At 65.6% G+C, this 13,967-nt stretch carries 13 protein-coding genes; 10 read left to right on the top strand and 3 right to left on the bottom strand.

From position 1 onward, the window contains the following. Positions 1–92: 92 nt before the first annotated feature. Positions 93–1,208: a 5-methyltetrahydropteroyltriglutamate--homocysteine S-methyltransferase gene (locus FHP25_RS10455; protein WP_147846872.1), complete on the bottom strand. Its 1,116-nt coding sequence runs from the start codon at positions 1,206–1,208 to the stop codon at positions 93–95. A 213-nt stretch (positions 1,209–1,421) separates the two neighbouring features. On the opposite strand from FHP25_RS10455, the gene FHP25_RS10450 reads away from it, so the two are divergent. The 3 genes from FHP25_RS10450 to FHP25_RS10440 all read left to right on the top strand — a co-directional run bounded on the left by FHP25_RS10450 (position 1,422) and on the right by FHP25_RS10440 (position 3,602). After that, on the top strand, positions 1,422–1,871 hold the full coding sequence (locus FHP25_RS10450; RefSeq protein WP_147846871.1) for an ANTAR domain-containing protein: 450 nt from the start codon (positions 1,422–1,424) through the stop codon (positions 1,869–1,871). A gap of 116 nt (positions 1,872–1,987) precedes the next feature. After that, positions 1,988–2,437 (top strand): ANTAR domain-containing protein, encoded by a 450-nt coding sequence (locus tag FHP25_RS10445; RefSeq protein WP_147846870.1) that lies wholly within the window; start codon positions 1,988–1,990, stop codon positions 2,435–2,437. A 403-nt stretch (positions 2,438–2,840) separates the two neighbouring features. After that, complete coding sequence (locus tag FHP25_RS10440; RefSeq protein WP_178133446.1) at positions 2,841–3,602, top strand: response regulator; 762 nt, start codon at positions 2,841–2,843, stop codon at positions 3,600–3,602. A 65-nt stretch (positions 3,603–3,667) separates the two neighbouring features. Here FHP25_RS10440 and FHP25_RS10435 read toward each other — a convergent pair whose 3' ends face one another. Then, positions 3,668–4,429, bottom strand: a complete 762-nt coding sequence (locus FHP25_RS10435; protein ID WP_147846868.1) for a sensor histidine kinase — start codon at positions 4,427–4,429, stop codon at positions 3,668–3,670. Between the two features lie 334 nt (positions 4,430–4,763). Here FHP25_RS10435 and FHP25_RS10430 point away from each other — a divergent pair, with 334 nt between their 5' ends. From FHP25_RS10430 to FHP25_RS10415, 4 genes are all read left to right on the top strand, one after another. Beyond that, complete coding sequence (locus FHP25_RS10430) at positions 4,764–5,519, top strand: response regulator (protein WP_178133445.1); 756 nt, start codon at positions 4,764–4,766, stop codon at positions 5,517–5,519. A gap of 95 nt (positions 5,520–5,614) precedes the next feature. Beyond that, positions 5,615–6,037, top strand: coding sequence for a response regulator (locus FHP25_RS10425; RefSeq protein WP_147846866.1), 423 nt, complete (start codon positions 5,615–5,617; stop codon positions 6,035–6,037). A gap of 281 nt (positions 6,038–6,318) precedes the next feature. Further along, positions 6,319–8,955 (top strand): type VI secretion system ATPase TssH, encoded by a 2,637-nt coding sequence (gene tssH, locus FHP25_RS10420; RefSeq protein WP_147846865.1) that lies wholly within the window; start codon positions 6,319–6,321, stop codon positions 8,953–8,955. Positions 8,956–9,077: 122 nt separating this feature from the next. Further along, positions 9,078–9,563: an Hcp family type VI secretion system effector gene (locus tag FHP25_RS10415; protein ID WP_147846864.1), complete on the top strand. Its 486-nt coding sequence runs from the start codon at positions 9,078–9,080 to the stop codon at positions 9,561–9,563. Positions 9,564–9,656: 93 nt separating this feature from the next. Here the strand turns inward: FHP25_RS10415 and FHP25_RS10410 are convergent, their stop codons facing one another. Continuing rightward, entirely contained in the window at positions 9,657–10,487 is an 831-nt protein-coding gene (locus FHP25_RS10410) for a hypothetical protein (RefSeq protein WP_147846863.1), read from the bottom strand. Here FHP25_RS10410 and FHP25_RS10405 point away from each other — a divergent pair. Genes FHP25_RS10405 through FHP25_RS10395 form a run of 3 tightly spaced genes read left to right on the top strand, consistent with a single transcriptional unit; the run spans position 10,487 to position 13,835 of the window. Beyond that, positions 10,487–12,337 (top strand): type VI secretion system Vgr family protein, encoded by a 1,851-nt coding sequence (locus FHP25_RS10405; protein ID WP_147846862.1) that lies wholly within the window; start codon positions 10,487–10,489, stop codon positions 12,335–12,337. The two genes, FHP25_RS10410 and FHP25_RS10405, sit on opposite strands and share 1 nt — an antisense overlap. 32 nt (positions 12,338–12,369) lie before the next feature. Beyond that, complete coding sequence (locus FHP25_RS10400) at positions 12,370–12,960, top strand: DUF6931 family protein (protein ID WP_147846861.1); 591 nt, start codon at positions 12,370–12,372, stop codon at positions 12,958–12,960. Between the two features lie 11 nt (positions 12,961–12,971). After that, complete coding sequence (locus tag FHP25_RS10395; protein ID WP_147846860.1) at positions 12,972–13,835, top strand: N-acetylmuramoyl-L-alanine amidase; 864 nt, start codon at positions 12,972–12,974, stop codon at positions 13,833–13,835. The last annotated feature ends 132 nt before the right edge of the window (positions 13,836–13,967 follow it).

The following is a 13,967-nucleotide window of genomic DNA, read 5'->3' as shown; positions in this document are numbered from 1 at the left end:
CCTTCGACAGGCTCAGGAGATCCCTCTCCTGAGCCTGTCGAAGGGGCGCTCGGGATGACAGTCATGACTCACCTTCTACCGATAGCCAGAGTCTAACCCCATACCTCGCGCGCGGTGTCGACGATCAGGCGCAGCTTGGCGATCTGCTCGTCGAGGGTCAGCGCATTTCCGTCGACCGTCGACGAGAAGCCGCATTGCGGGCTGAGGCAGATCTGCTCCAGCGGCACGTATTTCGCGGCCTCGTCGATGCGCCGCTTGAGGTCGTCCTTCTTCTCCAGCGCGCCTTTCTTGGTCGTCACGAGCCCCAGCACCACCATCTTGCCCTTCGGCACGAAGCGCAGCGGCTCGAAGCCGCCTGAGCGCGCATCGTCATACTCCAGGAAGAAGCCATCGACGGCGAGCTGCCCGAACAAGGCTTCGGCGACATGGTCGTAGCCGCCGGACGCCACCCACGACGACCGGAAGTTGCCGCGGCACATATGCGTGCAGACCGTCATGCCATCCGGCTTGCCGGCCAAGGCGGCATTGATCAGGCGGATATAGGTCAGGTGCTGCTGCTCGCCATCGCCACCGAGCTCGGCGATGTGCCGGCGTTGAGCCGGATCGTTCAGGTAGGCCAGGCTGGTGTCGTCGAGCTGCACATATGAGCAGCCGAGCCGGGCCAGCGCCGCCAGCTCCTCGGCGTAGGCCTTGCCGAGATCGAGCCAGAAATCCTCCATCGCGGGATAGACCGAGGCATCGATCGCGGCCCGTCCGCCGCGATAGTGCATCATGCTCGGCGACGGTATCGTGAGCTTCGGCGTCGCGGTGGCGACCGACTGCAGGAACTGGAAGTCGTTGCCGAAGATGCACTTCTCCAGCTTCAGCTTGCCGGTGACACGCAGCGCCGCCGGCGTGAACTCAATCACCCCCTGCTCGTTACGGAACTGAACCTTCAGATTGTCCTGCGTCTTGGTGACGCCGCCGACCTGATACAGGTAGTCCATGTGCCAGGAGGCGCGCCGGAACTCGCCGTCGGTGACGCCCAGCAGCCCGATATCCTCCTGCATCTTCACCACGTCGCGGATCGCCTTGTCTTCGACGGCACGCAGCTCGTCGGCAGAAATGCGCCCCGCCATGCGATCGTCTCGCGCCCGCAGCACCTCCTTCGGTCGCAACAGGCTGCCGACATGGTCGGCCCGAAAAGGTGGCTTCTTGCCGCCGCTCATCATGTCCCTCCCGCAAACGCCATGCACGCTGCGATCCTATCAGCCTGCACGCGTGTTCGCGATTGCGCCGAAACGGCCCTGCCGCCGCTCAGTCTTTGCCGCGCGAGAAGGAAGTTGCAGTGCCAGCCCGAAAGGTCCGCTCCGGATTCAATGTCGATTGAGCGGCCAGCGCCCTGCCTCTAGACACAACGGGTTGGGCCGTGGAGGACCGGGATGCGACGCAATGCCGTGGTAGTCGCCGACGACGAAGCGATCAGGAGCGGGAAAGTTCTGCAATGGCTTGAGTCGCAGGATGTCAGCGCCTACGGCACGTCGGATCAGACCGCTCTCGACATGGTCCGCGAATTGAAGCCGCGCGTGGTGGTGTGCAGCGACACGTCCGACGGCCTGTCCTTTTGCCATACCGTCCGCGAATTGCCGGAGCCACCTATGGTGGTGGTCCTGTCGGAGGATCCGAAGATCCGGGACGACGTCTATTTCGATGGCCGGACGGTGATCGCCGTCGTGCGGGCACCCGTGCGCATGGTGGCGCTCAGCCGCTTCATCCGCACGGCCCTGCAGATCGTCGCGCGGCTCGACCGGTCCGAGGCGTCGCCCAACGACGGCACGATGCCCGAACGCCTCCTGTTTCATGTCGGCCGACAGCCGCGGACCCTGCACTGACCCTGGCCCGAAGCGGCGCCGGCGGCGATGGACGGTCCGCGGCGGATCGGTTGCCGATTGAGGGAGGACCAGCGCTCGCCTAGATCTGCAATGCGCATGAAACGAGGATCCTTCGCATGCCGGCGAACGCCGTCGTCGTTGCCGACGACAACCCAACGAGCTGCAGCGAGATCGTCTCATGGCTCAAGGCGCACGACATCGATGCGCATGCCACGTCGGATGCGTCCGTCGTCCGGCTGATCGAGGATGTCGGCGCGCGTGTCGTCGTCTGCCGCCCCGGGTCGACGGGCATCGCACTGTTCCACGCCCTCCAGGAATCGGCTGACCCACCACTGATTGTCCTCCTGTCCGAGGCCAGCGCCGCCAAGGACGAGGTCTACTTCAACGGCCGGCTGCTGGTCATCGTCATCCGCACGCCGGTGGCGATGGCGCCGCTGGCGCGCTTCGTGAAGTCGGTGCTGGGGATCGCCACCCGCGGCGATTCCGAGGCCGTTCTGGCCCTCGCGTCCGAGTCGCTCTCATCCGAACCGACTGCGCCCCAGCCGCAACTGCGCCTCGTGCACTGATCGCGGGGCATTGCCCCTGCGACGTTCACCTCTCTCTGACGACCTTGCCCGGCTGGCGGGGCGACCAAGCCTGCCCGAGCCGTGAGCATGGTGGTCTTCCGCCCGGCCGGGCCCGCTTTCGGCGATCTGTTCAGATTGAACCAAATCCCGCATGTAGGGTGAACTACATCGCCAGCCCATAGATATTGAGCTTCTGCCAACTCAAACCAGCGTCAATCGGACGTTAAATGCAGCCGCCCTGAGGATTTTTTAGCGGCCTGCATCAAATGGTTCTGGCTCTTTTGCACCGGATATGGTGACTCCACTCACATAAGTCAGAGTTTTGCGAACCAAATAATCCTCCATTTATTAAGGTGAAACAATGACCGCGCTGTCCGCGCATTCGTCCGCGAATGATGCTCCAGTGGCTCTGATCGTCGATGATGAAGCCGCCTGCAGCACCGAGATTGCCGAATTTCTCACCCGTCATCGTATCCCCAGCCGCGGCGTTTCAAGTGTCGCGGAAGCCCGCGAAGCCCTGGCGAAATGGAACAGCATTCGCGTGCTGATCAGCGATATCCGCATGCCCGGGATGTCAGGCTTCGACTTCGCGGCCGACGTGTCGGCGACGTACGCATCGAACCATACGCTGCACCTGCTGTTCATGACCGGCGAAGCGACGGTCGACTCGGCGGTCAAGGCGCTGCGCCTGGGCGCGTCTGATTTCCTGACCAAGCCGCTGCGGCCGCGCGACGTGGTGCAACGGGTCGAGCAGCTCCTCTCGGCACCGGCCGTGGCGGCACCCGCACCGGCGCCGGCCGAAGCTCCGAGCAAGACCGATGACGCGCTGGCAGCGCAGGCGCGCTGGCTGATGCAGGAGCGCCGCTATCGCCTGGCGCGCGAGCGGGTCATGGGCGCACGGTTCAGCGATGAGCCTGGCTGGAACATGCTGATGGAGCTGATGCATGCCCGACTGAGCGGCCAGCAGGTTCCTGTCTCGGCCCTGTGCGCCGCATCGGGTGTGCCTCAGACGAGCGCGCTGCGTCGCCTGAGCGACCTCATGGCGGACGGCTATGTCGTGAAGGAGCGCGACCCCAAGGATGCGCGGCGCATCTGGGTGGCGCTGACGGACCGCGCTATCGAGATGGTGAGCAAGATCGTTTCCCAGGTCAGCATCGTCCATTGACGTGCCCGCGGCGTCGCCCGGCTACGCCGGGCGATCGCCCATTTCGGTTCGCCCGAACCATCGGATCAGGACAACGGCAGCGACAAGGTGATGCGGACGCTGCGGTCCTTCCGGGTCATCACGAGGCTCGCGCCCGCGCCTTGTCCGGCGCGCGCAAGAAGCGGCAAGGCCACCGCGACAGCCTCGTCCGGCTCCGACGCCAGCCCGCGCCGGCCCTCCCCGTCTTCAACCTGATCGCCGGCCGGTGCCGGCAGCTCGCTGCCGACCGTCACGGCCACGACGGCCGATGACGGGTCCGTCATGCAGCGAACCACGAGCTGCCGAAGCGGCGCCTCGGCCATTGTGTCCACGACTGCAGGCTGCCCCGGCTCGCGTGCCATCCACAGGATGGCTTCCGTCAGCGCGAAGCCGAACAGTGCCTCGTTGCCGACAACCAGGTCGCCGCCGGCCGAGGTGGTGTCAACGCCGAGGTCGACGCCAGCGACGCGCAAGTCGTTTCCGAATATACCGGCGACCCGATCGATCACCGCACCGGGATCAAAAACCGTCGCCTCCTCGCCAATCCCGACAGCAAAGGCGCGCACCCAGCGGGTGATGTCGGAAGCCTTGCCCGCATGCTCCACGATCGCTTCGACGCGCCGCCGCAAGCCTCCCAGCACCGCCGCATCGGCGACACCAGCCGCCTCCAGGGTGGCGACATCGTCAAGCGCGTTGTCCGCCAGCAGGTTGACGACGTTGAGCGGCTGGGACAGCTCGTGCACGGCCGAGGCCACGGCTTCCTGCAGCACCCTCAGCTCGGATTCAATGGACAGCCGGCGTATCGTCATGATTGTTCCTGAGGACGCACGGGCAACGCTGTCGGCCGTCACGCCCCGACGGCGTGCCATCACCCAAGCTGCCCGACATCGCCGAGATGCGCCATGGTAGCGCCTTCACCCATTTTGCACGCGGTCAGACACATTCAAAATGAATGAATTGTCCTTTTCTTTGACTTTGCGAGGCGCTCCTTGCAGGTTTAGATTAAGTTCATAATAGATCTTGCGGCCACATTTTGGCCGCAATTGATGATCGGTCATGAATACGTCCATACCCGGCGAGTCTCGATTGAGCGAGGGTACAGGCGGCGCACGTTCAGCGCCTCGCCTGCAAGAGCCGCTCGTCATGATCGTGGACGACGACAGGGCGACGACCGAGGCGCTGGCCGACATCTTCGCACGGGAGAAAATCCCTTGCTGCGCGTTCATGCGCGCGGCGCCGGCAATCGCCGCGCTCGAGCGCAGCGACTCGATCCGCGTGATCCTCACTGACGTGGCGATGCCGGAGATCAGCGGCCTGGAGTTCGCCAAGGCCGTGCGCAACCGCAAGCAGGCCGCGCCCCACATCGTCTTCATGTCCGGGCGCGCCAATGTCCCCATGACCGTCTCGGCTTTGCGACTGGGCGCCGTCGACTTCTTCGCCAAGCCGCTGCGCATCGCCGAGCTGGTTGCGCGCATCCGCACCCTCGTCGAGCTGCCGCCGGTTGCAGCCGTGCGGGCACCGATCCGCGACACGGCAAATCGGCCGGAGAGCCGCAAGGAAAGCGACGCGCGACGCGCCTGGGCGCTGCGCGAGCTCGAAGCGATCGGCAGGCGGCGCAAGATCCTCGGCGCGCAGTTCGAGATCGACCCCGGCTGGATCATGCTGCTCGAGCTGTTCGACGCCCACTCCACGCAGCGGCCCTATCACGTCTCGGCGCTGTGCCTGGCATCGGGCGCGCCCCACGCCACGGCCTTGCGCCGCCTCTCGCAGATGATCGACGCCGGCCTGTTCCGCCGCGAGCAGGATCCCGCCGACGCACGCAGGTCCTGGGTGTTCCTGACACCCGAGGGGCTGGACAAGGTGTCCGCGTGCGCCGAGCTGGAGCACACCGGCTCGTAGTCCCGCCAGCGTGGCCAAGGCCCGCGACGCCGTCGCGGACACGAACGCGTTGATACGATGACCATAGTGGCAGCTTGTCGATATGAGGCGCCCGATTGGTAGACACGCAGCGACCCGCCAGCACGCCCCCGATCCCTTCCGGAGCGCGGGTTGTCCTGGCTGTCGACGACGACGAGGCCGTGCGGCGCGTCGCGGCCGAGAACCTGCGGCGGCTGGGCTTCGCCGTCATCGAGGCTCGCGATGGCAGCGAAGCCATGCGCATCCTTGGCGACCCGGCGCAGCACGTCGATCTGCTGTTCACCGATGTACGAATGCCGGGGCTGCTTTCCGGTCCGGCCCTGGCCGAAGCGGCGGTGCGCCAGCATCCGGACCTGCGCGTGCTGCTGACGTCAGGAAACCTGCAGGACGTCGGGCCCGACGCCGGCCAGGGCCGCTTCCCGGTCCTGAGCAAGCCTTACCGGCGAGCCCAGCTCGCCGCCGCCATCGAAGCCTCGCTCGCAGCCCCGCCGCATACATAGCTCCCTGCCCGGGCCCGGGCAGGGAATGTCGGGCCGCCCGGTGTGTCCATGCTGGTAACCGGCATGGGGCCCGCAGCACCCGATGGCGATCATTATCCGTTAGCGTTTAGTAGAAATGAACATTCCCTCGACTTTGCTGGCGAATCAGGTCATGCTTTCGCATTGGGGACGACAAGCAGTCGGTTTGAAATACGAGAACCAGCGCGCCGCGCGTTGCAACGCGCCGGTAATGCCGTCGTGTCAAGCGCGTTCCCAACAGTATGCTTTGGGGAGATAGTCCAATGGCCGTCGATTTGAAATCACTAGTCGGCAAGCTCAACGCGCCATGCCGCAAGGCACTGGAAGACGCTGCCGGCCTGACAATGTCGCGAACGCACTATAACGTCGAGATAGAGCACTGGCTGCTCAAGCTCATCGAGATCAAGGACGGCGACATCGCCAAGATCCTGGCGCGCTATGAAGCCGATCTTGGCCGCCTATCCGGCGAGCTCAACCGCGCAATCGAGCGTTTCAAGACCGGCAACGGACGGCCGCCGGGCCTGTCGCCCCAAGTGGTGAGCCTGGCGCGCGACGCCTGGATCTTCGCGTCGGTCAACCGGCAGGCGCACGAGGTGCGCTCCGGCCATATCCTGGTCGCGATCCTGACCGACGAGGCGATGTCGATCGCGGCGCGCAACGCCTCGGCGCAGCTCGCGAAGATTCCGGTCGAGACGCTGGCCCGCGATTTCGATCAGGCGACCGATGGCTCGAGCGAGGCCAGGGCCGCCGCGGCCGTGTCGGACGTGCAGGCCGGCGCCGCCGCCGCGGGCGCTGCGCCACGCAAGGGCCCCAGCGGGGCGCTGGATCTCTACACGACCGATCTGACGGCGCGCGCCAAGGCCGGCAAGCTCGACCCGGTGCTGGGCCGCGACGCCGAGATCCGCCAGTGCATCGACATCCTGCTGCGCCGCCGGCAGAACAACCCGATCCTCACCGGCGAGGCCGGCGTCGGCAAGACATCGGTCGTCGACGGCCTGGCCCTGAAGATCGCCGCCGACGACGTGCCCGACAAGCTCAAGGGCTGCGCCATCCGCGTGCTCGACCTCGGCCTGCTGCAGGCTGGCGCCGGCATGAAGGGTGAGTTCGAGAACCGGCTGAACGGCGTGCTGCAGGATGTGAAGGCCTCGCCGCAGCCCATCATCATGTTCATCGACGAAGCCCACATGATGATCGGCGCCGGCGGCGCCGCCGGCCAGGGCGACGCCGCGAACCTGCTGAAGCCGGCCCTGGCGCGCGGCGAGCTGCGCACCATCGCAGCCACGACATGGGCGGAATACAAGAAGTACTTCGAGCGCGACCCGGCGCTGACGCGGCGCTTCCAGGTCGTCAAGGTCGAGGAGCCCGACGAGCGCAACGGCATCGAGATGCTGCGCGGCGTGGCCACGGTGATGGAGCAGCATCACAAGGTGCGCGTGCTCGACGAGGCCGTGCAGGAGGCGGTGCGCCTGTCGAACCGCTACATCGCCGGCCGCCAGCTTCCGGACAAGGCGATCAGCGTGCTCGACACCGCCTGCGCACGGGTGGCGATGGCGCAAGCCTCGACACCGGCGGCCGTGGAGGACCTGCGGCGTCAGATCGAGCTGCTTGACGTCAAGCTCGGCATCCTGCGGCGCGAGCAGCAGGCCGGCGGCGACCACGCCACGGATATCGCCGAAGGCGACCTGCAGGCAGCCAACCTGCGCGAGGAGCTGAAGGCGCTGGAGGCGCGCTGGGCCAAGGAGAAGGTGCTGGTCGACGAGGTCACCCAGCTGCGTGCCGACCTCGAGGGCGAGCTGAACGAGGACGAGCGGCCGGCCAAGAAGGCGGCGCTGGACGCCAAATGGTCCGAGCTCAAGGCCCTGCAGGGTGAGACACCCCTGGTCATGCCGCTGGTCGACGGCCAGGCGACGGCCGCCATCGTCGCCGACTGGACCGGCATCCCGGTCGGCCGCATGATGGGCGACCAGATCCGTACCGTCCTCAGCCTCAAGGACAAGATGGCCGAGCGCGTCATCGGCCAGGACCATGCGCTCGAGCTGATCGCCAAGGGCATGCGCACGGCCCGCGCCCGCATGCAGGATCCGCGCAAGCCGCTGGGCGTGTTCATGCTCGCCGGCACATCGGGCACCGGCAAGACCGAGACGGCGCTGACCCTGGCCGAGCAGATGTATGGCGGCGACCAGGCGCTGACCATCATCAACATGAGCGAGTTCAAGGAGGAGCATAAGGTCTCGATGCTGGTCGGCTCGCCCCCGGGCTATGTCGGCTACGGCGAGGGCGGCGTGCTTACCGAGGCGGTGCGCCGGCACCCCTACTCCGTGGTGCTGCTGGACGAGGTCGAGAAGGCCCATCCCGGCGTGCAGGACGTGTTCTACCAGGTGTTCGACAAGGGCATGCTGCGCGACGGCGAAGGCCGCGACATCGACTTCAAGAATACCGTGATCATCCTGACGTCGAACGCCGGCACCGACCTGATCGCCAAGCTGTGCGCCGATCCCGATACCCGGCCCAACCCGGACGCGCTCAACGAGGCGCTGCATCCCGAGCTGCTGAAGACGTTCAAGCCGGCCTTCCTGGGCCGTATCACGATCGTGCCCTACTACCCGCTGGACGAGGCCACCATCAAGAAGATCGTCCGGCTGCAGCTCGGCCGCGTCGTCAAGCGGGTGGCTGAAAACTACAAGGCGCCGATGACCTACGCCGACGAGATGGTCGACACCATCGCCGCTCGGTGCACCGAGGTCGCGTCCGGCGCCCGCAACATTGAGCAGATCATCCAGCGCACCCTGCTACCGGAGCTGTCCAGCAACTTCCTGGGCGCGCTGGCCGACGGAAAAGTTATCCACAAGGTCCATGTCGGAGTGGACAAGGCCGGACAGTTCGAGTATATGATTGAGTAATCGCTCATATCGAGCTTGTCCCCCGGCGAAACGAACAACGCGGCTCTGCCCGGGAGCTGGCGGGATCGGGGGACTAACCGGGCGGTTCGTGAGGAGGCCGAGGGGCCCTTGAGGAGGATCAAATGGCTGAAGACAGAACATACCTGAAGCTTGACGGCGTTGATGGTGAAGTGACGGACGCGAAGTTCACCAAGCAGATCCAGATCATCGGTGAGGTCACCTGGTCGGTGTCGAACATGGGTGCGGGCCTCGGCGCGGGTGGCGCGTCCGGCGCCTCCGGTGGCGCGAAGGCCGACTTCTCGGACATCTCGTTCATGAAGCGGGTCGACCGCACCACGCCGGTCTTCATGCAGGCCTGCGCCACGGGCAAGCACTTCGAGAACGCCGTGTTCTCCGAGGTCGAGACCGCGGGCGACGGCACCAGCAACCTGCGCCGCGAGACCAAGCTGACCGACGTGATGGTGCGCAGCTTCGCCCGCAGCGGCGACGTGGACTCGGTCCACTTCACCTTCTCGAAGATCGAGTACAAGTACATCGAGCGCGACTCGAAGGGCAAGGAGACGCCGCACTCCGCCGCGTACGACCTCGCCAAGGCTCAGAAGGTGTGATCTCCGGCACCATCGGAGAGTGAGCGCGGCGCGGCCCCCTGGGCCGCGCCGTTGCTTTTGGCCGGTGGCCGCGTCGCCACCGGCCGGCAGACCCTAGAAGTTGCCCGGCCGGATTCGATGGATGTCCGGGTTCTCCGGTGACAGCACGTAGGTCAGCCGCAGCTGCACGCCCACCGGCCGGGGCGCAGCCGGACCGGCCGCCGGCGCCGAGGACGGCGCCACCGCCAGGATCAGCTCGATCACCCGGCCCTTCTCGTCGGCGCCACGGAACACCACGATCCTGCCGTCCGGCAGGCGCGCATTGGCAGTAACGGAGTCCTTCTTGAAACGGGATACTTCGGCCTGAAAGTAATCGCGCAGCGCGTTGGCAACACCCATCACTGTTTCCGCCGCAGCGCTATCGGCCGCGGTCCACAGGACGTTGACCTGGATCAAGGTCTTGGACTTGACGCCCAGGACATAGGCGACCTGGGCTTCGCCGCTGCTGCCGACCAGATCGCGGACGACCACCTGCAGCACCCGCGTCTGCTCGACGGGATGCTTGGTCACCTTGATGGCCGCGTCGGCGAGCTTGAAATCCGCCCTGATCGCCTCGCGCACCTGCGCCTCGGTCATGCCGAACTTGGCGGAGCGAAAGCCGTCGATGCCGGAATTCGGGTCCGGTTTGGATGTTTGGTCGGTTGAAGGCTTCGGCGCCGGCGCCTGGCCGATGGCAGCATGCGAGATCACGCCGAGCCAGGCAGCAGCCAGAATGCCGACAATTCGGTTCGATTTCGGTTTACGTCGCGCCATCGAGTCGTTTCCTTGGTGGAGGAGGACAAAAAAGTGAGGAAGCGTTCGTTTTTCCTTGACCCCGACGATGTTCGGACAGAAACTTCGACATCGTTCCGGCGGACTGATCGTGCCGCTCGAGGGGTATAGCAATGGCTAGGTTCACGCAGAACACGAAGTTTCTGCAAATCCAGTGCGCCGCTCTGGGCAACGATGACCTCATCCTCCAGGGGTTCTCGGGCGAAGAGGCTGTGAGCGAGCTGTATCGGTTCCGGGTCGACGCCATCTCGCCGAAGGAGACAATCGCGCCGACCGCCATCCTGAACCAGCCGGCGGGCATCGTGATCGGCGAGCCGGACGGCACCTATAAGCGGTGGTTCCACGGCATCATCTCCAACTTTTCGCAGTACGGCCTGGCACGCAGCTTTGTCGATGGCGAGAAATATTACCGCTACCGCTTCGATGTCGTTCCCAAGCTGTGGCTGCTGACGCAGAATACGGAGTGCCGCATCTTCCAGGAGATGACGACCAAGGATGTCATCACCTCGGTGCTGAGCGAGTTCGGCATCAGCCCGGCGGAAATGCCCAGCGAGCCGGGCCGCACATGGGAAACCTGTGTCCAGTACATGGAATCGGACTTCGCGTTCATCTCACGGCTCATGGAGCAGGAAGGCTGGTTCTACTTCCACAAATTCACCCAGTCAGCTCACGCGCTGCACATCACCGACAAGGCGACCAGCTACTACCCGATCGAATTCGGTCCTGCAGTTTTCCTGGGCCACAAGAACAAGCAGACCCATGTCCTTGACAGCTGGGAGCTGGAGCAGCGCATCCTGCCGACACAATGGGAGACCGGCGACTTCAGCTACCTCAAGGTGTCGCAGTCGGCCGCCAAGCCGAGCACGGTGCTGCCCAAGCCGGCCTCCGGGCCGCTGACGGTGTACGACTTCCCCGGCGGCCATATGGACACCAACGACCAGGACGAGAAGGCAAGGAACCGCATGGCCGCGATCGAGACCAGCGGTGTCGTTGCCACGGGACACGGGTCGGCGCGGTTCATGGCGGCAGGCTCCTTCTTCCAGCTCAAGGACCACTACGCGGAAGGCGAGGAAGGCAAGGAATGGGTCACGTCGCGCGTCCACCACACCTGCAAGGAGGCCTCGGAGCTGGCGGGCGAGGATGACGCGCCCATGTATGCCAACAGCTTCACCTGCGCGCCCAAGGACACGCCCCTGAAGCCGCCACGCAAGACCCCGCGGCCGGTCATCGCCGGCACGCAGACGGCGATCGTCTCGACGGCCGAGGCCAGCGGCGACCCGGACAGCCACGGTCGGGTCAAGGTGAAGTTCCATTGGGCGACGCGCGGCCGACGGCCGGGGGAATCGTGCTGGGTGCGCGTCGCGCAGCCTTTCGCCGGCCCCAAGTTCGGCTTCCAGTATGTGCCGCAGGTGAACGACGAGGTGATCGTCGCCTTCACCGACGGCGATCCGGACTACCCGCTGATCATCGGCTCGGTGCACAACGGCAAGAACAAGTATCCCTGGGACCTGCCGTCGAACTGGACGCAGAGCGGCTTCCGGACCCGCGCCAGCGGCACCAGCAAGTACAGCGGCGAGAAATCCAACGTGCTGCGCTTCGAGGACAAGGGCGGCAGCGAGGAAATCTGGCTTCACGCCGCCAAGAACTTCCGGCGCGAGGTCGAGTACGACGACAAGCTCGACGTCGGCAACGACCAGAACCAAGACGTCAAGATGAACCGCACCCGCAAGGTCGGGATGAGCGAGAAGGTCGATATCGGGCTGGACCAGCATATCAAGGCCGGCACGAAGATCACCCTGGAGTGCGGCCAGTCGAAGATCACCATGGACCCGGCAAGCATCACCATCGAGTCGGTCATGATCACCGTCAAGGCCCAGGCGATGTTGAAGGAGGAGGCGCCGATGATTCAGATACAGGCCAGCGGCATGCTGATCCTGAAAGGTGGTATTATATTCATCAACTGAGGTCGCAAGGGGCGGCGCGGTTGGAGGAGGCGATGGCAGAGCAGGCACAGCCCTTCGTGAAACTTGTGACCACGACGGTCGGGGACGTTGCGGCGCTGTGCGAGCTGACCGACCCGGCCAAGGAGATGGTGCCCAGCGCGTCCAGCGCCGAGGCCTATATCGATTCGCTCACCAAGGCGGGATTGATGTCCGACGCCATACGCTGGCTGGCGCAGGGGTTGCGCCCGCGCGAAAGCGTATGGTGGGCCTGCCTGGCCGCGCGCGCCTACGTCGGGTGGGGCAACACGCTGCCGGAGCCGGACGTGGCCGCCCTGACGGCCGCGGAGACCTGGGTCTTCAAGCCCGAGGAGGAGAACCGGCGCGCGGCCATGGCCAAGGCCCAGGACACCGGCTACCAGAGCCCGGCCTCGTGGGCTGCCATTGCCGCATTCTGGAGCGGCGGCAGCATGGCACCGCCGGAAGCGCCGGCGGTGCCGCCGCCGCAGCACCTGATCGGCCGGGCCGTCTGGGGCGCGATCATGATCGCCACCGGCTCGGCGCCGCCGCCCGAAGTCGAGAAGCGCCAGCGGCAGCTCCTGAACCAGGGCCTGGACATCGCGCGCGGCGGCAACGGCCAAAGCTGACGAGGATCGCCATGGCTCAGCTCATGATCGCCGACATCAAGCCGCCGATGGCGTTCGGCGACCTCGACGTCAACATGCGCACGGGCGTGCTGTCCGGCCAGGGCGTGCGCCAGTCGCGGTGCACGAATATCGGGCGACATCTCGTCGATCCACAGGTGATCTTGATCCATTTCACCGCCGGGCCCGGGACGGCGCAGCGGTCGATCGATGCCATGAACGCCCGCAACGTCTCGGCCCACATCGTGGTCGACCGCAGCGGCGACATCTGGCAGGGCGTGCCGCTCACACGCACCGCCTATCACGCCGGCAACGGCAACTGGGGCATCTACCGCAACAACCTGAACAGCCACAGCATCGGCATCGAGACCTGCAATCTCGGCCCCATGTGGCGCAACAAGCGGCAGCTCCTGATCGATTCTTACGGCATCGAGCGGATCGGGTTCCCCACGGTCCGCGACGCCCATCGCAACGCCAAGAGCCTCGACGTCAAGACGCTGATGGGCGAAGCGGCCTACAACAGGATCGTCAAGAAGGGTGTCGAGAAGCCCGACTTCACCAATGTCGAATGGGAGATCTTTCCCGAGGAGCAGCTCAAGGCCTTGCAACGGCTGTGCAGCATGCTCGTGACGCGCTACCCGTCGATCCGCAACATCATCGGGCATGACGACTATGCCCCGCAGCGCAAGATCGACCCGGGGCCGGCGATGCGGCTGGAGTCGCTGCTGGGCTGGATGCCGGAGAGCCGCGTGATCCTCTACCAGGACGACCACCGGCGGCCGGGCTATACCGGCTCGCTGAACAGCCCGGACTATGTGCGCAATCTCGTGACCAGCCGAACCTTCGCCGCCGGCAATATCGGCCGCGACATCGTCTAGTCCCGGCGGCGAAACTGTCACCCCGAGCGCAGCAAGGGAATGAGTTGCTGTGATGCGTGATACGCGACGTGCCGGCTGGCGCAGGCCTGCCGCCGTTGTGCTATTGTCCGGCCGGGCCCGCTGGAACGTTTC

Origin of the sequence: Vineibacter terrae (genome assembly GCF_008039615.1) — a bacterium.
Classification (GTDB): Bacteria; Pseudomonadota; Alphaproteobacteria; order Reyranellales; family Reyranellaceae; genus Vineibacter; species Vineibacter terrae.
Note: the sequence above shows the minus strand (reverse complement) of the source record. Positions and strands in the feature narration are given on the sequence as shown.